18 protein-coding genes are annotated in these 19,871 nt (G+C 67.3%); 3 read left to right on the top strand and 15 right to left on the bottom strand.

What is annotated here, in order from left to right; genetic code table 11:
- Positions 1–14 precede the first annotated feature (14 nt).
- From ASE63_RS25330 to ASE63_RS25315, 4 genes are all read right to left on the bottom strand, one after another.
- Complete coding sequence (locus tag ASE63_RS25330) at positions 15–767, bottom strand: FkbM family methyltransferase (RefSeq protein ID WP_156410604.1); 753 nt, start codon at positions 765–767, stop codon at positions 15–17.
- Positions 768–920: 153 nt separating this feature from the next.
- Complete coding sequence (gene araD, locus ASE63_RS25325) at positions 921–2,654, bottom strand: L-arabinonate dehydratase (RefSeq protein WP_056808286.1); 1,734 nt, start codon at positions 2,652–2,654, stop codon at positions 921–923.
- Between the two features lie 138 nt (positions 2,655–2,792).
- Positions 2,793–3,707 (bottom strand): dihydrodipicolinate synthase family protein, encoded by a 915-nt coding sequence (locus ASE63_RS25320; RefSeq protein WP_056808284.1) that lies wholly within the window; start codon positions 3,705–3,707, stop codon positions 2,793–2,795.
- Positions 3,697–4,401: a GntR family transcriptional regulator gene (locus ASE63_RS25315; RefSeq protein WP_200962623.1), complete on the bottom strand. Its 705-nt coding sequence runs from the start codon at positions 4,399–4,401 to the stop codon at positions 3,697–3,699. Before ASE63_RS25315 ends, ASE63_RS25320 begins: the two co-directional genes overlap by 11 nt.
- Before the next feature lie 218 nt (positions 4,402–4,619).
- Between ASE63_RS25315 and ASE63_RS25310 the strand changes: the two genes are divergently transcribed.
- The 3 genes from ASE63_RS25310 to ASE63_RS25300 all read left to right on the top strand — a co-directional run bounded on the left by ASE63_RS25310 (position 4,620) and on the right by ASE63_RS25300 (position 7,760).
- Positions 4,620–5,594, top strand: a complete 975-nt coding sequence (locus ASE63_RS25310; RefSeq protein WP_056808282.1) for a tripartite tricarboxylate transporter substrate binding protein — start codon at positions 4,620–4,622, stop codon at positions 5,592–5,594.
- A 166-nt stretch (positions 5,595–5,760) separates the two neighbouring features.
- A complete protein-coding gene (locus ASE63_RS25305) occupies positions 5,761–6,474 on the top strand; it encodes a ribonuclease activity regulator RraA (RefSeq protein ID WP_056808280.1) in 714 nt (237 codons plus the stop codon).
- A gap of 197 nt (positions 6,475–6,671) precedes the next feature.
- Positions 6,672–7,760, top strand: coding sequence for an SMP-30/gluconolactonase/LRE family protein (locus ASE63_RS25300; RefSeq protein WP_162261833.1), 1,089 nt, complete (start codon positions 6,672–6,674; stop codon positions 7,758–7,760).
- Positions 7,761–7,878: 118 nt separating this feature from the next.
- On the opposite strand, the gene ASE63_RS25295 is transcribed toward ASE63_RS25300, so the two are convergent.
- From ASE63_RS25295 to ggt, 11 genes are all read right to left on the bottom strand, one after another.
- Positions 7,879–8,895 (bottom strand): NAD-dependent epimerase, encoded by a 1,017-nt coding sequence (locus tag ASE63_RS25295; protein WP_056808277.1) that lies wholly within the window; start codon positions 8,893–8,895, stop codon positions 7,879–7,881.
- A gap of 93 nt (positions 8,896–8,988) precedes the next feature.
- A complete protein-coding gene (gene ccoS / locus ASE63_RS25290) occupies positions 8,989–9,213 on the bottom strand; it encodes a cbb3-type cytochrome oxidase assembly protein CcoS (RefSeq protein WP_056808275.1) in 225 nt (74 codons plus the stop codon).
- The gene (locus ASE63_RS25285) at positions 9,210–11,417 is read right to left on the bottom strand and encodes a heavy metal translocating P-type ATPase (protein ID WP_056808272.1); all 2,208 of its coding nucleotides are present in this window, start codon (positions 11,415–11,417) and stop codon (positions 9,210–9,212) included. The genes ccoS and ASE63_RS25285 overlap by 4 nt, the downstream gene beginning before the upstream one ends.
- Positions 11,418–11,421: 4 nt before the next feature.
- Positions 11,422–11,946 (bottom strand): FixH family protein, encoded by a 525-nt coding sequence (locus ASE63_RS25280; protein ID WP_162261832.1) that lies wholly within the window; start codon positions 11,944–11,946, stop codon positions 11,422–11,424.
- Positions 11,947–11,995: 49 nt separating this feature from the next.
- On the bottom strand, positions 11,996–13,438 hold the full coding sequence (gene ccoG / locus ASE63_RS25275) for a cytochrome c oxidase accessory protein CcoG (RefSeq protein ID WP_056808269.1): 1,443 nt from the start codon (positions 13,436–13,438) through the stop codon (positions 11,996–11,998).
- Between the two features lie 3 nt (positions 13,439–13,441).
- Positions 13,442–14,329, bottom strand: coding sequence for a cytochrome-c oxidase, cbb3-type subunit III (gene ccoP, locus ASE63_RS25270; RefSeq protein ID WP_056808267.1), 888 nt, complete (start codon positions 14,327–14,329; stop codon positions 13,442–13,444).
- Positions 14,330–14,332: 3 nt separating this feature from the next.
- Positions 14,333–14,488, bottom strand: a complete 156-nt coding sequence (locus tag ASE63_RS25265; RefSeq protein WP_056808266.1) for a cbb3-type cytochrome c oxidase subunit 3 — start codon at positions 14,486–14,488, stop codon at positions 14,333–14,335.
- Positions 14,489–14,499: 11 nt separating this feature from the next.
- Positions 14,500–15,285, bottom strand: coding sequence for a cytochrome-c oxidase, cbb3-type subunit II (gene ccoO / locus ASE63_RS25260; protein WP_056808263.1), 786 nt, complete (start codon positions 15,283–15,285; stop codon positions 14,500–14,502).
- A gap of 13 nt (positions 15,286–15,298) precedes the next feature.
- Positions 15,299–16,963: a cytochrome-c oxidase, cbb3-type subunit I gene (gene ccoN / locus ASE63_RS25255; protein WP_056808261.1), complete on the bottom strand. Its 1,665-nt coding sequence runs from the start codon at positions 16,961–16,963 to the stop codon at positions 15,299–15,301.
- A 119-nt stretch (positions 16,964–17,082) separates the two neighbouring features.
- Positions 17,083–18,048 carry a 2-hydroxyacid dehydrogenase gene (locus tag ASE63_RS25250; protein WP_056808260.1) on the bottom strand — a complete coding sequence of 322 codons (966 nt, stop codon included), beginning with the start codon at positions 18,046–18,048 and terminating at the stop codon, positions 17,083–17,085.
- Positions 18,049–18,089: 41 nt separating this feature from the next.
- Positions 18,090–19,766: a gamma-glutamyltransferase gene (gene ggt, locus ASE63_RS25245; RefSeq protein WP_056808258.1), complete on the bottom strand. Its 1,677-nt coding sequence runs from the start codon at positions 19,764–19,766 to the stop codon at positions 18,090–18,092.
- Positions 19,767–19,871 lie beyond the last annotated feature (105 nt).

The raw sequence follows: 19,871 nt of genomic DNA, 5'->3' as shown, positions 1-19,871 counted from the left end.
GCCGGCCTCCTGGCTCAATCGTGATAGATGCTCTTCACATGCGCGTTGATGGCGGCGATGTCGGGTAGCGTGCCGCCGTTGCGCGCCTCCAGATGGCCCTCATGCCAGTACCAGTCGTCGAAACCGACATTCAGGCGCTGGTAGCCTGCCTCCGCCAGTAGCAGCCGCATCGTCTCGCGGCGAGGCTCGACGAAATTGTGCTCGATGGTGAAGAGCGCGATCCGATGCCGGGCGAAATCGATCGTGGCCAGGATGTCGAGTTCCGAGCCCTCGGTATCGAGTGAGACATAGTCGAAGCCGTGATGGCCGCGGTCATCGGCCTCGGCCATCGCGGCGAAGGTGATGGTCTCGACCTCGATCAGGCCGTTCGCCCGGATCGCTTGCCGGCGATGCTCGGCATAGGCATCTGCCTCGGCATATTCGGTGAGCGTGCCGATTTCCTGCGAGGCGATGAAGGAGAGCGTCAGGCCGCCTTCGCGGTGCACCGCCTTCCGGAGGCAGAGAGCGCTGCGGTTTTGCGCGAGGTTGGCGAAGAGCTGCGGGTTGGGCTCGACCAGCACGCCGCTCCAGCCGAAATCGAGTTCGAGCCGGTAGGTGTTGCTGTGCAGCACGCCGTCGAAGGCGCCGATCTCGGCAAAGCGGCCGGCGCGGCGGCCCTGGCACATGCCCAGGACCCAGCGCTCCTGCTCGATCTGCGAATGAGTCGGCGCCTCGAAGGCGGCTTGCCAGGACAATGGCCGCGAGGGCGATGCGGGTGGCACGGTCACGGTCTCGCGGGGGGGGCGGGACGACAACCTAAGGTAAGCGCCCCTCGGCAGGCAACCTTGCGTCAATTTCCTCCCGTCGAGGCGTCTCGGTGCAAGCAACCCTGCGCGCCTGCGCTCGCCGAGCCTTGATTGCTTCCTCCGCGATGACAGCGATCAATGGATCTCCGGCTCGGGGATTTTCGCGGTGCCCTCCAAATAGTCGAAGTCGCAGCCCTTGTCGGCCTGGCGGATATGGGCCGCGGACATCTTGCCCCAGCCGCGCGGATAGTCGCGGTTCGGCGGCTTCCAGCTCTTCAGGCGCTCAGTGATCTCGGCGTCGGTCAGGCCGACCGAGATGCTGCGCGCCTCGACGTCGACGGTGATGATGTCGCCGGTCTTCACCGCTGCCAACGGCCCCTTGATATAGGCCTCGGGGGCGACATGGAGCACGCAAGCGCCGTAGCTGGTGCCGGACATGCGCGCATCCGAGATGCGCAGCATGTCGCGCACGCCCTGCTTCAGGAGCTTCTTCGGGATCGGCATCATGCCCCATTCCGGCATGCCCGGGCCGCCGACGGGGCCGCAGTTCTTCAGCACCATGACGTGGTCTGGCGTGACGTCGAGGCTCTCGTCATTCACCGCCTTCATCATCGCATCGTAGTCCTCGAAGACCAGCGCCGGACCGGAATGCTTCAGCAGGCGGGGCTCGGCGGCCGAGGGCTTGATGACGCAGCCGTCGGGCGCGAGGTTTCCCTTCAGCACGGCGAGACCGTTGGCGGTGGTCACGGCGTTGTCGAGCGGGCGGATGACGTCGTCGTTGTAGACCTTGGCGAGGGCGATCGTCTCCGAAAGCGGCTTTCCGGTCACGGTCATGGCGTCGGTGTGGAGCTTGCTCTCGAGCTGCTTCAGCAGCGCAGGCAGGCCGCCGGCATAGAAGAAATCCTCCATCAGGAAGTCGCCGGAGGGGCGCAGATTTGCGATCACCGGCACCTTGCGCGAGAAGGCGTCGAAATCGTCGGGCGTCAGCGTCACGCCGGCCCGCCCGGCCATCGCGATGAGATGGATGATCGCATTGGTCGAGCCCGCGACGGCCATGTGGACGGTCAACGCGTTCTCGAAGCTTTCGCGGGTCAGGATGCGATCCGGCGTCAGGTCCTCCCAGACCATCTCGACGATGCGCGTGCCGGATGCCGCCGCCATGCGCGGATGGGCGGCGTCGGCGGCGGGAATGGCGGAGGCGCCGGGCAAGGTCAGGCCCAGCACCTCGGCATGGCTCATCATGGTCGCGGCGGTGCCCATGGTCATGCAGGTGCCGTGCGAGCGGGCGATGCCGCTCTCCATGTCCTTCCACTGGTCGTCGGTGATGTTGCCGGCTTCCTTTTCCGCCCAGTACTTCCAGACGTCGGCGCCTGAACCGAGGATCTTGCCGGCCCAGTTGCCGCGCAGCATCGGCCCGGCCGGCACGAAGATGAAGGGCAGGCCGGCGCTGCAGGCGCCCATGATCAGGGCAGGTGTGGACTTGTCGCAGCCACCGAGCAGCACCGCGCCATCGAGCGGGTGGGAGCGGATCGATTCCTCCGTCTCCATCGCCAGGAAGTTGCGATAGAGCATCGTCGTCGGCTTCTGGTACTGCTCCGAGGCCGACATCACCGGGATCTCGACCGGGAAACCGCCTGCCGCCCAGACCGCGCGCTTCACCGCGTCGGCGCGGTCGCGCAGATGGGTGTGGCAGGGGTTGATCTCGGACCAGGTGTTGATGATGCCGATGACCGGCTTGCCCATGAACTCGTCATGGCCGAAGCCCATCTGCAGCGCCCGCGAGCGATGCCCGAAGGAGCGCAGGTCGCTCGCCCCGAACCAGCGCTTCGAACGCAGGGTATCGGGTGTCTTGCGGCGGTGGGACGACATGGGTGTTTCCTCGAACTCTTATCGTTCTAAGCGGTGCTGGCGCCGTGGTCGGGCTTCACCCGACCATCTCGGAAACCAGCGGGTTCTCGTCATGAGATTCTCGGGTCTACGCTTCGCTTCGCCCGAGAATGACGGTCTTCATTCCGCCGCCTTGGCCGCGCCCCAGCTGCCGACGATGGCGCGCAGCTCCGTGCGCTCGGCCTCGTTCAGCTCCGGCAGGCCGGGCAGGCGTACCGGGCCGACCTTCGTGCCGAGAAGGCCGAGCGCCTCCTTGACCACGGTGACGTTGGCGCCGTTGCCGTATTTCGTGCGCAGCTTCTCGAAGCCGGCGATGGCGTCGACCTCGCGGCGGGCAGTCTCGTAGTCGCCGGCCTCCAGTGCGCGCCAGACCGCGAGCGAACGCTCGGGCGCGACGTTGATCAGGCCCGAGGTGAAGCCGCGCGCGCCGAGCGCGTAGAACGGCGCCGCCCAGCCCTCGGCGAGGCCGCAGATCCAGTTGGCGGAGGTGCCTTCGGTCTCGCGCACGCAATCGGCCAGCAGCATCATGCTGGTGGACGCGAACTTCACGCCCGCGACATTGGCATGGGTCGCGACGCGGGCGAGGTCCTTCACGCCGATCGCCTCGGAGCGGATATAGGCGACCACCGGAATGGTCAGCGCGTCCGCTATGGCGAGGAAGTAGTCCGCCTGCGATTGCGGCGCGGCGAAGGGGTCGAGCGGGTGGTGGACCATCACCGCGTCGCAGCCAGCCGTCGCTGCGAGCCTGCCGGTCGCGATGGCCTCGCGCAGAGACCTCCCGATGCCGGCGGTGACCAGCGCCTTGCCGGCGGCGGCCTCGGCCGCGACCGCATGGCAGCGCTGAACCTCCTCGGCCGTCATCGGATAGAACTCGCCGGTGTTGCCGGCCGAAACGATGTTGTGGATGCCGGCCTCGGCGATCCCGCGCACGATCCTTCCGGTCAGCGCCCAATCGGCCTCGCCGTCGGCCTTCCAGGCCGTGACATGCACGCCCGAAATGCCGCGGACCGCGGTCCGCACCTTGTCATTCGTCATAATCCAACCCTTCCGCATCGGCGCCGAACACCTGCCGCACATGGGCTTTCGCCGAGCGGACGATGTGTCGACGCATTCTTTGTTCCGCGAGCGCCGGCTCACGGGCTCTGAGCGCCTCGAAGATTTTGCGGTGTTCCTCGAAACCCTGGGCGCGCTCGGCCGGTTCCGACAGCAACGCGATGCGCTGGGCGTGATCGTACATGCGCTGGCCGTCGAGGCGCCGCTCAAGATAGGTGCAGCCCGAAATCCGGTGGATCGCGCCGTGATAGGCTTCGTTCAGCGTGACCAGGTCCTCGAGCGCACTGTGCTCGGTCGCATGCGCCATCTCCTCGATCAGCCGTGCGATCTCCGCGACGTCGGACGGGCTCATCCGGTTGGCGGCAATATGGGCCATCACGCTTTCCAGCGCCGCGCGGCCCAGCGCCATCTCGAGCGCCTGACGGGCCGAGAACTCGACGAAGACGCCGCGTCGGGCCTCGGTCCGCACCAGCCCCTCGCTTTCCAGCTTGCGGATCGCGTCCTTTACAGGGGTGGTGCTGACGCCGAGCATCTCGGCCAGATGGCGCTCGTTCAGCCGCTCGCCGTTGCGGAACCGGCCGGCGACGATCGCCCGGCGCAGCCGCTCATGCACATGCTCGCGCAGGGAGCGCAGCAGATGCGGGGCGACAGGTTCGATCGTCAGGGCTTCAGACATTTCAGTTCCGACAGGCGCTGCGGCAGCCGCCGCGAATCCGTTCGCGGCCGCTCCTTCCCGGCGCCATCACCGCATCACACACCACAAAGGGCAAGCGTGAGCAAGTCTGAAATTTCAGATTTCAAATCTGGAATCATATGCTATGCGACATGCAAGCGCCGATGAACGGCGCAGGAAGACCGGTGCCATCCGGCGCCGATTGATCGGGAGGAGAGAAGATGCTGAATCGCAGAACGCTGCTGGCTACGGCCGCGTCACTGGCGGTGCTGGCTGGTCCGGCGCTGGCGCAGTCGAGCTATCCGGGCAACAAGGTGGTGACGATCATCGTGCCCTTCGCCGCGGGCGGCACGACCGACCTGCTCGGCCGCATCCTCGCCGACCGGCTGGGCGCGCGCCTCAACGGCAAGTTCATCGTCGAGAACCGGCCAGGTGCCGGCGGCAATACGGGCTCGGCGGCCGTCGCGCGCGCCACGCCGGACGGCTACACGCTGAGCATGGGCACGGTCTCGTCCCACGCGATCAACCCGGGTGTCTATGCGAAGATGCCTTATGATCACGTCAAGGACTTCGCGCCGATCTCGCAGGTCGCGAGCGTGCCGAACATCCTGATGGTCAATATCGACCTGCCGGCCAAGACGGTTCCCGAGCTGATCGAACTGCTCAAGAAGAACCCGGGCAAGTACTCCTTCGGCTCGTCCGGCGCCGGCACCTCGACGCATATGGCCGCCGAGCTGTTCAAGGTCGAGACCGGCACCGACATGGCGCATGTGCCCTACCGCTCGAGCGGGCAGGTGACGCAGGACCTGCTCTCCGGACAGATCCAGGTCAGCTTCGACAACATTACCATCGCCTGGCCGCATGTGCAGGAGGGCAAGATCCGCGCGCTGGCCACGGCCACGCCGAAGCGCCTGGCCGTGGCGCCGGACCTGCCGGCGCTCTCCGAATTCGTTCCCGGCTACGACGCCAGCTCCTGGCACGGCTTCTTCGCGCCGGCCGGCGTGCCGAAGGAGACCGTCGCCAAGCTCTCCGCCGAGGTTCAGGCGATCATGAAGGAGCCGGCGGTGATCGAGCAGCTGAAGAAGCTCGGTGTCGACCCGGTCGGTTCGAGCTCCGAGCAGTTTGCAGCGCATATCGCGGCCGAGACCGAGCGCTGGGGCGCGGTCGCCAAGAAGGCCAACGTCCGGATCGAGTGATCGAAGAGCCGATCATTCCGCCATCGCGGCCGCCTGGGGCGACCGTCTGCGCTTCCGGTGCTCACGTACTTCAGTACGCTGCGCTCCGGTTCTCGACGGCCGCCCCATCCGACTCACGCTGACGAAATGCTCGGCTCTTCGCCGAGCTTCCAGGAAAGAACCGCACATGACCGCCCTCACCGACGAGAACCGCAAGAAGCTTAAGCGAGTCTCGACCGCGACGCTGACCACCGCGCTGTTCAAGCGCGGCTTCCGGAACCAGTTCATCCAGGATGTCCGGCCGCTGGGGCCGAAAGCGGAGTCGATGGTCGGCGAGGCCTTCACGCTGCGCTACATTCCGGCGCGGGAGGATCTGGACCATCTCGGTACCTTCGAGGGCACGCAGCATCCGCAGCGCCGGGCCATCGAGGATTGCCCGCCCGGCCATGTCATGGTGATCGACAGCCGCAAGGACCCGCGCGCGGCATCGGCCGGCGGCATCCTGGTGTCGCGTCTGATGCAGCGCGGCGCGGCCGGCATCGTCACGGATGGCGGCTTCCGCGACAGCCCCGAGATCGCTGAGATGGCGATCCCGGCCTATCACAACCGCCCGAGCGCGCCGACCAACCTGATCCGCCACCACGCGCTCGACATCAACGCGCCGATCGCCTGTGGCGATGTCGCGGTCTATCCCGGCGACATCATCGTCGGCGATGCCGAAGGCGTCTGCGTGATCCCGGCGCATCTCGCCAACGAGATCGCGCCCGAGGTTTATGAGCAGACGGCCTATGAGGACTTCGTTTCCGAGCGGGTGCGCGCGGGACAGGGCATCTTCGGGCTCTACCCGGCCGATGCCGAAACCAAGGCCGAGTTCGCGAAGTGGCGGCCGAGCTGGTCCTGAGCCCGGCCCGGGCCACGTCGAGCCGGGATGCCAGCCGGCTTTTGAGACAAGCGCGAAGCTCCCGAGGGCTTGCATGAAGACGGCGAGCCCGGCCGAATCGGGCTGACGGGGACGCTGCCGGCGCGGCGCGCCTCCGCATGGACTGCACGGACGACAAGAAGCCTGCAACTCAGAAGAACATCCGGAGGGGAAACATGATCGAGACGTCACGCCGTCGCCTGCTCACCGGCGGGTTTGCCGCCGCGGGAACCGCCATCGCCGCACCGGCGCTCGCGCAGGTCTTTCCATTCAAGCCGAACCAACGCTATCCCGACCCGGCCGTCGAGATCCTCGATCCGAGCTTCGCCAAGTACCGGATCTATTCGAGCACGGTGGAGCAGCTCGGCAGCGGCATGCGCTGGGCCGAGGGGCCTGCCTATTTCCCGGAGGGGCGCTACGTTGTCGTCAGCGACATCCCGAACAACCGCATCATGAAATATGACGAGGTCAAGAACACGTTCACGGTGTTCCGCGACAACGCCAACTTCGCCAACGGCAATGCGCGCGACCGGCAGGGGCGGCTTTTGACCTGCGAGCATTCGGTGACGCGGCGCGTCACCCGCACCGAGAAGAACGGCAAGATCACCGTTCTCGCCGATTCCTTCGAGGGCAAGCGGCTCAATGCACCCAACGACATCGTCGTGAAGTCCGACGACACGATCTGGTTCACCGATCCGCTGTTCGGCATCAATGGCGAATGGGAAGGGTCGCGGGCCAAGCCGGAGCAGGCGACGACGAACGTCTATCGCATCGGCAAGGACGGCAAGCTGACCGCGGTCGTCACCGATCTCGTCAATCCCAACGGCCTCGCATTCTCGCCGGACGAGAAGAAACTCTATGTCGTGGAATGGCGCGGCACGCCGAACCGCAGCATCTGGAGCTTCGACATCGACGCGCAGGGCAAGGCGTCGAACAAGACCAAGGTGGTCGACGCCGCCGATTTCGGTGCGCTCGACGGCTTCAAGGTCGATCGCGACGGCAATCTCTGGTGCGGCTATGGCAGCAACGGCGCGCTCAATGCCGAGGCGACGGATGCAAGCGGCCGCAAGGTCTTCACGCTGAGGGGCAAGCCCGAGGATCTCGACGGCGTGATGGTGTTCAGCCCGGCGGGCAAACCGCTGGCCTTCATCCGCCTGCCGGAGCGCTGCGCCAATCTCTGCTTCGGCGGGCCGAAGGGCAACCGGCTCTACCTCGCGAGCAGCCACTCGCTCTATGCCCTCTATGTCGAGGCGCATGGCGCGGTCTGAGGGCCGGAACGTCATTGCGAGCAAAGCGAAGCAATCCAGGGGACGTAGAGCTCTGCCGCCCCTGGCTTCGTCGGCTGCGCCCCCTCGCAATGGCGACCTGGCTTTGACGGCGCGGCGTTCAGGCGGCGCCGTAGAACTCGCGATACCAGGCGACGAAGCGGGCGATGCCGGTCTCGATCGGCGTGTCCGGCCTGAAATCCACCCGGGCCATCAGGTCTGAGACGTTCGCATAGGTCGCGCGCACGTCACCGGGCTGCATCGGCAGATGCCGCTTGATCGCAGCCCGGCCGCAGGCGGCCTCGATCACCGCGATGAAGCGGTCGAGGCGGACCGGCGTGTGGTTGCCGATGTTGTAGATGCGCCAGGGGGCGGCTGCGGTCGCGGGATCGTTCGACTGTCCGGCCGGCTCCGGCGGCAGGGCCGCCAGCCTGACGATCGCCTCGCTGACGTCGTCGACATAGGTGAAGTCGCGGCTCATCTCGCTCTCGGCATAGACCTCGATCGGCTTGCCTTCGAGGATCGCCTTGGTGAACTTGAAATAGGCCATGTCGGGCCGGCCCCAGGGGCCGTAGACGGTGAAGAAGCGCAGGCCCGTCGCCGGAATGCCGTAGAGCTGCGAATAGCTGTGCGCCATCAGCTCGTTGGCGCGCTTGGTCGCGGCATAGAGCGAGACCGGGTGGTCGGCGCCGTCATGCTCGCTGAAGGGCAGCTTGGCATTTGCGCCATAGACCGAGCTCGACGAGGCATAGACCAGATGCCGGACCGGATGATGCCGGCAGGCTTCCAGCACCGATAGGAAGCCGTCGAGATTGGAATGCGCATAGGCGCGCGGATTGTCGAGCGAGTAACGCACCCCGGCCTGCGCCGCGAGATGGATAACGACATCGGGCCGGAACGAGGCGAAGGCCGCCTGCAGCGCGTGGTGATCGGCGATGTCGATCGGTTCGAAGGCGAAGCCGTTATGGGTGAGCAGCCGGTCAAGCCGGGCCTGCTTCAGCGCCGGGTCGTAATAGGGCGTCAGGTTGTCGATGCCGAGCACCTCGACGCCCTGCGCCAGCAACGCCTGCGTGACATGGAAGCCGACGAAACCGGCGGCGCCTGTCAGCAGGACGCGTTGCGGTGAAACATGGGTCATCTGGCCCGCGACGCCCTTCAGCGAATGAGGGCGGGAGCATGCGCTGAGCGAAGTCCCGCGAGACCCCTCAGATGTTGCAGATCGCGTTGCCTGTCAACGAAGTGCGGAGGTCTGCGACACCGCCGGCAGGAGCTTGCCTTCCTCAAACGGACTTTCCGTCACAGCCTCGCCCGGCTGCAGGTCGTCATCCTGCAGCACGCGCCAGCCCGAGCCTTCGAGGTCGGCATATTGGCCGTTCCGCATGCACCAGAAGAAGCCGCCGAGCCCCATCAGGCCGAGGCCGAGCGCGAGCGGGAACAGGATCACCAGGATGTTCATGCCGAGGCCTCCGCATTGGCTTCCGGCGGGCGTTTGGCGGCCCGCAGGGCGTTGAGGGTCACGACAAGCGACGAGCCGGACATGGCGGCGGCGGCGACGAGCGGCGTCGCCAGCCCCGCGATTGCGATGGGGACCGCGACCATGTTGTAGAGCACCGCGAACCAGAGGTTCTGCATCATCAGCCCGCGCGCCTGCCGGGCAATCCTGATGCTGGCCGGGACGGGACCGAGGCTGTCGCCGAGGAAGACGATGTCGGCGGCGGCCTGGGCGAGATGCGTCGCGCTGATCGGCGAGATGGAGACATGCGCCTTGGCCAAGGCCGGCGCATCGTTGAGGCCGTCCCCGACCATCAGCACCTTGCGGCCGCGGGCGGCGAGCGCATCCAGCACCGCAAGCTTCTCGTCCGGCCGCAGTCCGGCCTTCCAGCTGTCGATGCCGAGTTCGCCCGCGACGGCGGCGACGGCGGTGTCGCGGTCGCCGGAGAGGATCATCACCTCGAGTCCGAGCCGCCCGAGCGACTGGATGGACGACAGTGCGTCCGGGCGCAGCCGCTGCCCGATGGCGAAGACGGCGCAGGTCTCGCCGTGGCGCCAGCAGATGAGCGAGGCGGTGGGATGGGCCGCACCGACCTGCGCGGCAAGGCCTTCGGTCTCGCAGAATGCGGCGCTGCCGAGGCGCATCTCCTCGCCCTCGACCATGGCGGCGAGCCCAGCGCCGCGATGCTCCTGCGTGTCGGCTACGGGAGCCGGGTTTTCGGCGGCGCGGCTGATCGCCTGGGCGAGCGGGTGGCGACTCGCCGCGGCGAGGCCGGCGGCGACCCGGAGCGTTTCGGGAGCGATCGCGCAGCAATTGAGCAGCTCGGGCTCGGGCAGGGTCAGGGTGCCGGTCTTGTCGAAGACGACGAGGTCGGCCTCGGCGAGCCGCTCGAGGGCGTCGCCCTCCTTCAGCATGACCTGGCGGCGGAACAGCGCCGAGGCGGCGACCACCTGGACCGCCGGGATGGCGAGGCCGAGCGCGCAGGGGCAGGTGATGATCAGCACGGTGATCGCGATGATCAGCGCCTGCTGCCAGGCCAGTCCGAAAGCGATCCAGCCGACGACCGTGACGAAGGCGATGGTGTGGACGACCGGCGCATAGAGCCTGGCGGCGCGGTCCGAGAGGCGGACATAGCGCGAGCGGCTTTCGACGGCCTGGGCCATCAGCTTGTCGATTTCGTCGAGCAGCGTGCCGGTGCCGGCGGCCTCGACGCGGACGGTGAGCGCGCCGGAGAGGTTCATCGTACCGGCATGGACCTGGCCGCCGGCGGTGATCGGGGCGGGCGCGGTCTCGCCGGTGACGAGGCTGCGGTCGATCTCGGAACGGCCGCTCTCGACCACGCCGTCGACGCAGACCCGCTCGCCCGGCTGCACCAGCACGAGGTCGCCCGGGGCGACGGCCGCGATCGGGACGATGGTCGTCGTGCCGTCGGCGGCGAGGCGCGTCGCGGTCTCGGCCTTGAGCGCGGCGAGGTTGCCGGCGAGGTCGCGCGTGCGGCGGCGCATCAGCTGGTCGAGATAGCGGCCGATGAGCAGGAAGAAGAGCAGCATCGTCACGCCGTCGAAATAGGCGTGTTGGGAATGGTTGGCGGTCTCGACCACGGACATGCCGAGCGCCAGCACGACGCCAAGCGTGATCGGGACGTCCATGTTGACGGCGCCGGCCCGCAGCGCGCGCATCGCGCTCTCGTAGAAGGGGCGCCCGGAATAGGCTGCCGTCGGCAGCGCGATCAGGGCGGACAGCCAATGGAAGAAGTCCCGCGTAACGGGGCTGATGTCGCTGCTGTTGCCGGACCAGACCGAGACCGAGAGCAGCATGATGTTCATCGAGGCGAAGCCGGCGACCGCGAGGTAGCGCAGCAGTCGCTTCTCTTCCTGCGTGATGCTGTCGCGCTCGGCGGAGGGCAGGAAGGGATAGGCCTTGAAGCCGAGCGCGGCCAGGCGTTCGATCACGCCCTCGGGCCGAAGCGCGCCCTCGCGCCACTCGACCGTGACGCGCTTCAGAGCGAGGTTGACGCGCGCCTTCAGGATCGCGGCGTCGCGCCCGAGCCCGCTCTCGATCGCCTGCATGCAGCCGGCGCAGCGGATGCCCTCGACCGCCAGCTCCATGCCCGCGACGCCGTCCGCGCCGTGGCGTACGAACACCGAGAGATCCTGCTGCGTGGCCATGGTTTTAGTCCTTCAGGACGACGCGGCTGCGGGAGCTGAAGACCTGCTCCTCGCCGCGCAGGGCGCTGATGGCGAGCGTCCAGTTGCCGCCGTGCACGGCGGCGATCCTGGCCTCGTAGTCACCGGGGCCGGTCTCGCGCAGGCTCGCGGCATGGTCCTGCTGGCGCGTCGCGGGGTGTTCCAGCCTGGCCTCGATGGCGAGGCCAGTAACCGACCTGCCGGCGCGGTCGCGCAGCGACAGGGTCAGGGCAGCGTCGGGCCCGGTGCGGAGCAGGCGCGCTTCGGCCTGCCAGCCGCGCTCGGACTGCGACTGCATGCGCGCGATCTCGCCGTTGAAGCGTTGGCTGGTCTCATAGGCGCTCTTCACCTCGACGCCGGGCATGGTGCGGATCGCGGCGATCATCATTACGGCATTGGCGCCGGCTACGACCACGAAGAACGCGACCATGAAGGCGAGCATCTTGCGGCCCGTCAGCCGATAGGGCTCGACGGGGCGTGACTGGGGCGGCGAGGTCAGGTCGACGGGCATGATGAAGGCTCCACAGCAGGACATGGTTGGCAGGACCTAGCTTGCCCCCTCAGGGCGCGATGAAATGATCCTGGGCGGTCACGACCTCGCCGGCGAACAGATCGGAGGCGGTGAAGGTGATCGTCTGGGACTTGTCGGGATGGATTTCGGCCGGCAGCGTCACCAGCACGCGGACCTCGCGCGAGGTGTCGGGCTCGACCGTCACGACCGGGCGCAGATCGGCGGTGGCGGGCACGCCGACCGTCTCGATGCGCAGTCCGGGCAGGCCTTCTACGGACAGCGCGATCGGGCGCTCTTCCGGCCGCTTGTTCAGGATGCGGATGGTGTAGGCATTGCGGATCGCGCCGTCGCTGAGCCTGACGAAAAGCGGCGCGCGCTCGTGCAGAACCGAGAGCTCGACGGTGCGGCGGGTGGCCAGCTGCCAGACCATCGCCCCGCCGACGACCACGATCAGCGCGGCATAGGTCAGTGTGCGCAGGCGGAGCGGCCGATAGACCGGCTTCTCGCCTGCGATCCGGCGCTCGACGTTGTCTTCGGTGTCGAAGCCGATCAACCCGTGCGGCCGGCCGATCTTGTCCATGACGTTGTCGCAGGCGTCGATGCACAGGCCGCACTGGATGCAGTCGAGCTGGGCCCCGTCGCGGATGTCGATGCCGGTGGGGCAGACGACGACGCATTGCCGGCAGTCGATGCAGTCGCCCGCCGGGTCGCCCTGCCTGCGCAGGCGTTCCGCCTGCCGCAGCGAGACGCGCGGATCGCCGCGGTCGTAGCGATAGGTGACGTTGAGCGCCTCGCTGTCGGTCAGCGCCGCCTGGATGCGCGGCCAGGGGCACATGTAGTTGCAGACCTGCTCGCGCATGATGCCCGCGAGCGCATAGGTCGTGAAGGTCAAGGTCCCGATGAAGACATAGGCCGTCATCGGCGCCTCGAAGGCCGCGAGCTGGCGCACCAGCGTCGGGGCGTCGGCGAAGTAGAGAACCCAGGCGCCGCCGGTCCACCAGGCGATCAGCAGCCAGACGAGATGCTTGGCGCTCTTGCGCCAGATCCTGTCGGCGTCCCAGGGGCCCTCGTCGCGCTTGATGCGCTCGCGCCGGTCGCCCTCGAAGAAGCGCTCGACCGCGAGGAAGAGATCGGTCCAGACGGTCTGGGGGCAAAGATAGCCGCACCAGACCCGCCCCGCGACAGCGTTCATCAGGAACAGCACGAAGGCGGCCATGATCAGCAGGCCGGTGAAGTAATAGACCTCCTGCGGCCAGAGCTCGATGAAGAAGAAGTAGAAGCGGGCGTTTCCGATGTCGGCCAATATGGCCTGGTTCGGCAGGTTGGGGCCGCGGTCCCAGCGCAGGAAGGGCAGCAGGTAGTAGATGCCGAGGCAGAGGACGAGGATGATCCACTTGGTGCGCCGGTAGGGGCCGGACACGCTCTGCGGATAGACCTTCCTCGTCGCCGCGAAGAGCGGGCCGGCCTCTGCCTCGGCATCGTGGATGGACATGGCCTACTGGCCTCCGCCAAGCGAATGCACGTAGACGGTCAGCGCCTTCAGCGTGGTGGCGTCGAGGCGCTGGCTCCAGGCGGGCATTACGCCGGCGCGGCTGTTGGAGATGGTCTCGGTGAGCGAGGCCAGGTCCATGCCGTAGAGCGAGATGGCGTCGGTCAGGTCGGGCGCGCCGAGCTCCTTGCTGCCCTTGCCGGCGTCGCCATGGCAGGCGGCGCAATTCGCCGCATAGTGCTCGCGTCCCTTGGCGAGATCGGCTCCCGGCTCCGTCGAGAGGCCGGCCAACTCGCGGACATGGTTGGCGACGTCGCGGATCTCGGCCGGCTTGAGCATGCCGTCCTTGCCGAAGGCCGGCATCTGGCTGATGCGCGTGTCGTTGTTGCCGGCCACCCGGATGCCGTGTTCGAGGGTCAGGTGGATGTCGGCGAGCGTGCCGCCCCAGAGCCAGTCGTCGTCGTTCAGGTTGGGGTAGCCCTTGGCACCGGCGCCACCGACGCCGTGGCAGGCCGAGCAGTTGTCGCCGAAAGCGGCCTTGCCCTGGGCCATGGCGATGCGGAACAGGGCGGGATCGGCCTTGATCTGCTCGAGCGAGGCTTCCGCCAGCCCGCTCGCCTGGGCCGCACGCTGCTGCTGGAGCAGGGCCAGATCCTGCGCGATCTCGAGGCGCGAGGCGTAGCCGATCACGCCCTTGGTCGCGTCGCTGATCAGCGGCCAGGCCGGGTAGACCACCCAGTAGCCGACCGACCAGACGATGGTGGCGTAGAAGATGCCGAGCCACCAGCGCGGAAGCGGCGTATTGAGTTCGCGGATGCCGTCCCATTCATGACCGGTGGTGGTGTGGCCGGTATGGGCGTCGATCTCGTGAGGCGTGTCCTGATGCTTGTTCATGACTCAATCGTCCTGCAACGGGGTGCGGGCAGCCTCTTCGAAGCGGGCGCGATTGGCCGGCCAGAAGGCGTAGAGACAGACGGAGAGGAAGATGCCGACGAAGTAGAGCAGGCCGGCTGACTGGGCGAAGTGCGCGAGCCACCGATAGGTCGTGTCCATGATGGCCTTCCTCAGCGGATGTTGGCTTTGTCGTCGTAGAGCTTGAAGTCGACGAGCGTGCCCAGGACCTGGAGATAGGCGATCAGCGCGTCGGCCTCGGTGATGCGGGTCGGGTCGCCGTCGAAGTCACGCGCCTGGACCTTCGGGTAGCGCGCCTCGAGCTCGGCCGCCCTGGGATGGTCGGGCGTCGCCTGGGCCTTCAGGTCGGTTTCCGCCTGGGCGATCATCTCGTCGGTATAGGGCACGCCGCCGCCGCGGTTGGCGCGCAGGTCGTCGGCGATGTCGCCGAACTTCAGCTCGGTCCTGGCCAGGAAGGGATAGCCCGGCATGATCGACTGCGGCACCAGCGCGCGCGGCTCTGCGAGATGGACGCGCTGCCACTCGTCCGAATACTTGCCGCCGACGCGGGCGAGGTCCGGGCCCGTACGCTTGGAGCCCCACTGGAAGGGCTTGTCGTACATGCTCTCAGCGGCGAGCGAGTAATGCCCGTAGCGCTCGATCTCGTCGCGCAGCGGCCGGATCATCTGGCTGTGGCAGTTGTAGCAGCCCTCGCGGACATAGATCGCGCGGCCGGCGAGCTCGAGCGGCGTATAGGGCCGCATGCCCTCGACCTTTTCGATCGTATTCTTCAGGTAGAAGAGCGGGGCGATCTCGACCAGCCCGCCAACCGAGATCACCAGCAGCGTGCCGATGATCAGGACGATGGAGTTGGTCTCGAAGATCTTGTGCTTGGCCCAGAGGGACTTGCGCGGGAGCGCCTTCTTCGGGGCGGACGCGGAGATGTTGGGGCTCGACATCGGGAGGGGTCCTTTACTCGGCCGGGACGAGCTGGGGCTGCCGGGTGAAGTCCGCCTCGGCGGCGTCCTCCGCGCCGTGCCGGACCGTCATCCAGAGATTGAAGGCCATGATCAGCGCGCCGATCAGGAACAGAGCTCCGCCGAGCGCGCGGATGACATAGAAGGGGTGCATCGCCGCGACCGTCTCGATGAAGGAGTATTCGAGGAAGCCGAGCGAAGTGTAGGCCCGCCACATCAGGCCCTGGAGGATGCCCGACACCCACATCGCGCAGATGTAGAACACGATACCGAGCGTCGAGATCCAGAAATGCCAACTCACGAGCTTGAGCGAATACAGATCCTTTCGGTTCCAGAGCCAGGGCACGAGGCAATAGAGCGCGCCGAAGGAGATATACGCGACCCAGCCGAGCGCGCCGGCATGGACGTGTCCGATGGTCCAGTCGGTGTAGTGCGACAGCGAGTTGACCGCCTTGATCGACATCAGCGGCCCCTCGAAGGTCGCCATGCCGTAGAAGGCGAGCGAGACCACCATCATGCGCAGCACCGGGTCGGTACGCAGCTTGTCCCAGGCGCCGGACAGGGTCATGATTCCGTTGATCATGCCGCCCCAGGAGGGCATCCAGAGCATGATCGAGAAGGTCATGCCGAGCGTCTGCGCCCAGTCGGGCAGGGCGGTGTAGTGCAGGTGGTGCGGGCCGGCCCAGATGTAGAGGAAGATCAGCGCCCAGAAGTGGATGATCGAGAGTCGGTAGCTGTAGACCGGCCGGTTCGCGCGCTTGGGCACGAAGTAATAGACGATCGCGAGGAAGCCGGCGGTGAGGAAGAAGCCGACCGCGTTATGGCCGTACCACCACTGGAACATGGCGTCCTGAACGCCGGACCAGACGATGTAGGAGCGCGGCGAGAAGACCGAGACCGGCAGCGCCAGGTTGTTGCCGATATGCAGGACGGCGATGGTCAGGATGAAGGCGAGGTAGAACCAGTTCGCCACATAGATGTGCGGCTCCTTGCGCTTCGCCAGCGTCGCCAGGAACACGAAGAGGTAGACGACCCAGACGATGGTCAGCCAGAGATCGGCGTACCATTCGGGCTCGGCGTATTCCTTGCTCTGGGTGATGCCGAGCAGATAGCCGGTGCCGGCGATGACGATGAAGAGGTTGTAGCCAAGCATCACGAACCAGGGCGAGAGATCGCCCGCGAGGCGGGCGCGCGAGGTCCGCTGCACGACGTAGAAGGAGGTCGCGATCAGCACGTTGCCGCCGAAGGCGAAGATCACCGCCGAGGTGTGGAGCGGCCGCAAACGGCCGAAATTGATCCAGGGCAGATCGAAGTTGAGCGCGGGATAGGCGAGCTGCAGGGCAAGGATCAGCCCGACCGCAAATCCGGCGATGCCCCAGAACACCGAGGCGATGACGCCGAACTTGACGGGGTCCATGTTATAGTTCGGACGACCGTCGATCTCCTGCGGCGCCGGCCCGGTGCCAGGGCGGAAGCAGCGATTGCCGATGAGGAAGACCGAGGCCAGCGCAGCCGCCATGCCGAGAAAGGCATGGAAAGCGTAGCCCGCATGGTCGGTCTTCGCCGCTATGACCAGCAGCCCCAGAAAGGCTGCTGCTGCCAGCATTATGCCGACGATTTCGCCTATCGTCGCTTGTCTGATCGGATTGCCCGCCGCCATGCCCAGTCCCCGCCTTTTGGCCGCGCTGTTCGCGCCGGCCGACCAGTTGAGGCTTAGCTGTTGGGGCGGCAGCGACCTTGATTCAGGTCAAGCGGATTGCTGCGCTGCGGCGTCGCCGATCAGGGGACGAGATCGCCGATCGGAACCGGTTTTCCGGCCGAGACCAGAGCCATGTTCGCGAACATGCGAGAGACGGTGGGGGCGAAGTTGTCGGCCGCCATTGCGGCGATGTGCGGCGTCACCACCAGATTGTCGAGCGTGAGCAGCTCGCTGTCGGCCGGCAGCGGCTCGATCGAGAACACGTCCATCGCCGCTCCCGAGATCTCGCGGGTCTTCAGCGCCTGGATCAGGGCTGCCTCGTCGACCACGCCGCCGCGGGCGACGTTGACCAGCACGGCGGTGCGCTTCATCGCCTTGAAGGCGGCGGCATCGATCAGGTTCGCGGTCTCCGGCGTCAGCGGGCAGTGCAGCGAGACGATATCTGAGTGTTCCAGTATCTCGCTTAAGGTCGCATGGCGGACGCCGAGCCGGGCTTCGTCCTCGGGCGATAGCGGCTGGCGCTTGCTGTAGAGGATCGTGCAGCCGAAGCCGCGGAGCAGCTTCGCCAGGTTCTGGCCGATCGCGCCGAAGCCGACGATGCCGACGGTCTTGCCGGAGAGCATGAAGGCGTCGCCGGGCATCGGGCCGCTGGCCCAATGGCCCTTCTTCAGCTCGGCATGGCCATAGCCGATGAAGCGCAGCGCCGAGAGCGTGAGCCCGAGCGCGAACTCGGCGACGGGAATGGCGTTGCTGCCGGTCGTGCGGGCGACCGTGATGCCGAGCTCCCTGGCCGCGGCGAGATCGAGATTGTCGACACCGACGCCCCATTTGTGCAGCAGCTTCAGCTTCTTCGCCGCCCGCAGCACCTCGCCGCCGACGGCGACCTGGCCGGCGATGGCATAGTCGGCGTCGGCGATGATCTCTTTCATGTGCTCCTCGCCGCGGGCGGTGCCGTGGGTCAGCACGAAGCCCGGCGGCAGCAGGGCGCGCAGCTTCTCGGCGCGCTCCGGCGTGGTCATGTCGAGGAGGCAGATGGTCTCAGGCATGGGATAGTCCGGCTTGTGGCGATGGCGGTGAGGAGGTCGTCTTAGATCGTAAAGCGGACGCCGGCCTTGGCGAGGCCGCCCGAGATGCCGACGGGGGTGCCGTCGGCGCGCCAGCAGGCGGCGCCGGTCAGCGTGCCGTCCGGATCGAAGGAGATCGCGTTCATGCCGCCGGCGATGCGTGGCGAACGCACGATCGGGTGGCCGCGCCGTGCCAACTCCTCGGCCACCGCATCCGGGATCGCCGCCTCCAACTCCAGCACGCCACCTTCCGTCCAGATGCGCGGCGCCTCGACCGCTTCCTGCAGTGTCATCCGGTGGTCGATCAGGTTGACGATCGCCTGCAGCGCCGAGGGGAAGATGCGGAGCGCGCCGGGGAGGCCGAGCGCGAAGGCGAGGCGGCCATCCTTCAGCACGATCATCGGCGCCATCGAGGTGAAGACGCGTTTGCCCGGCGCGATCGAGAGCGCGCGGCCGGGATGGGGATCGAAGTTGAACATGTAGTTGTTGGTCAGCATTCCCGTTCCGGGAATCTGGGTGCAGGCGCCAAAGACGCCGTTGATCGTCTGCGTCGCGGAGATGACGTTGCCGGCGGAATCCGCGACCGTGACATGGGTTGTGTCGTTCGATTCCCCACCGGACAGGCCGGACGACCAGCGTCTTGCCGCCCCCGTCTCGATCAGCGCGCGGCGCTCGGCGGCATAGGCCTTGTCGATCAGGCGGGCGACCGGGACCTTGACGAAGGCGGGATCGGCGGTCGCGACAGCGCGGTCGGCGAAGGCGATCTTCAGCGCCTCGGCGAGGAGATGAACGGCATCGGCCGAGCCGAAGCCGAGCGCGCCGATGTCATAGCCTTCGAGGATGTTGAGCATCTGCACGACATGCACGCCCGAGGAGGAGGGCGGCGGCGGGCCGAAGATGGCATGGCCGCGATAGCTGCCCTCGATCGGCTCGCGCAGCGCGACGCGGTAGCTGGCGAGATCGTCCTCGTCGATCAGCCCGCCATTGCGCGCCATGAAATCGGCCAGCGCCTTGCCGAGCGGGCCGCCATAGAGCACGCCCGGCCCCTCTTGCGCGATGAGCTTGAGGGTCTGCGCGTAGTCCGTCTGCACCAGTCGAGAGCCGGCCGGCAGCGGCTCGCCGCCGGGCAGGAACAGCGCCGCGAGGCCGGGATCGCGTGCGAGATCCTTGGCGGTGTCGGCGATGCAGTCGCGCAGATAGGGCGTGGTGACGAAGCCGCGCTCGGCCAGCGCGATCGCCGGCTGCAGCACTTCGGCGAGCGGCAGCGTGCCGAAGCGGGCGAGCGCCTCGCACCAGCCGGCGAGGGCTCCCGGCACCGCGACCGCCTTGGGGCCGATCAGGTTCTCGCGGTCGCGCACGTCGCGTTGCTTGCCGATCTCGTCGGAGAGGCAGTCGTACATCTCGGGCGTCGCCTTGCCCGGTGCGGTCGAGAGGTTGTCGATGACGGAGTGGCGCCCGTCCGCCATGCGGATATGCGAGACGCCACCGCCGAGGATGCCGACCATCATCGGCTCGACCACGGTCAGCGCGAAGAGGGCGGCCACCGCCGCATCGACCGCATTGCCGCCGGCGAGCAGAATCTGCGAGCCCGCAGCCGAGGCGAGCGGATGGTTGGTCACGACCATGCCGCGCGAGCCGGTGGCCGGCTTCTTCTCGCAGGTGAAGCGCGCCACGCGGGGGGCGGGGGTGATGGCGTTCATGGCAGGCGGGCTTTCGAAAGCGATGGCAAGACGGCGTCATCATCCTCCGTCCGTCCGACGGAGGCGAGAGCGGCCGGGACATGGGGCCGATGCGGGAATCGAGAG

Source organism: Allobosea sp. Root381 (assembly GCF_001429395.1).
In the GTDB taxonomy this organism is placed as follows: domain Bacteria; phylum Pseudomonadota; class Alphaproteobacteria; order Rhizobiales; family Beijerinckiaceae; genus Allobosea.
This window is presented reverse-complemented; position numbering and strand designations above follow the sequence as displayed.

Coding starts and splice junctions, on each gene's coding strand:
- araD (WP_056808286.1), bottom strand. CDS start 2,654: ATGTCGTCCCACCGCCGCAAGACACCCGATACCCTGCGTTCGAAGCGC.
- ASE63_RS25320 (WP_056808284.1), bottom strand. CDS start 3,707: ATGACGAATGACAAGGTGCGGACCGCGGTCCGCGGCATTTCGGGCGTG.
- ASE63_RS25315 (WP_200962623.1), bottom strand. CDS start 4,401: ATGTCTGAAGCCCTGACGATCGAACCTGTCGCCCCGCATCTGCTGCGC.
- ASE63_RS25310 (WP_056808282.1), top strand. CDS start 4,620: ATGCTGAATCGCAGAACGCTGCTGGCTACGGCCGCGTCACTGGCGGTG.
- ASE63_RS25305 (WP_056808280.1), top strand. CDS start 5,761: ATGACCGCCCTCACCGACGAGAACCGCAAGAAGCTTAAGCGAGTCTCG.
- ASE63_RS25295 (WP_056808277.1), bottom strand. CDS start 8,895: ATGACCCATGTTTCACCGCAACGCGTCCTGCTGACAGGCGCCGCCGGT.
- ccoS (WP_056808275.1), bottom strand. CDS start 9,213: ATGAACATCCTGGTGATCCTGTTCCCGCTCGCGCTCGGCCTCGGCCTG.
- ASE63_RS25285 (WP_056808272.1), bottom strand. CDS start 11,417: ATGGCCACGCAGCAGGATCTCTCGGTGTTCGTACGCCACGGCGCGGAC.
- ASE63_RS25280 (WP_162261832.1), bottom strand. CDS start 11,946: ATGCCCGTCGACCTGACCTCGCCGCCCCAGTCACGCCCCGTCGAGCCC.
- ccoG (WP_056808269.1), bottom strand. CDS start 13,438: ATGTCCATCCACGATGCCGAGGCAGAGGCCGGCCCGCTCTTCGCGGCG.
- ccoP (WP_056808267.1), bottom strand. CDS start 14,329: ATGAACAAGCATCAGGACACGCCTCACGAGATCGACGCCCATACCGGC.
- ASE63_RS25265 (WP_056808266.1), bottom strand. CDS start 14,488: ATGGACACGACCTATCGGTGGCTCGCGCACTTCGCCCAGTCAGCCGGC.
- ccoO (WP_056808263.1), bottom strand. CDS start 15,285: ATGTCGAGCCCCAACATCTCCGCGTCCGCCCCGAAGAAGGCGCTCCCG.
- ccoN (WP_056808261.1), bottom strand. CDS start 16,963: ATGGCGGCGGGCAATCCGATCAGACAAGCGACGATAGGCGAAATCGTC.
- ASE63_RS25250 (WP_056808260.1), bottom strand. CDS start 18,048: ATGCCTGAGACCATCTGCCTCCTCGACATGACCACGCCGGAGCGCGCC.
- ggt (WP_056808258.1), bottom strand. CDS start 19,766: ATGAACGCCATCACCCCCGCCCCCCGCGTGGCGCGCTTCACCTGCGAG.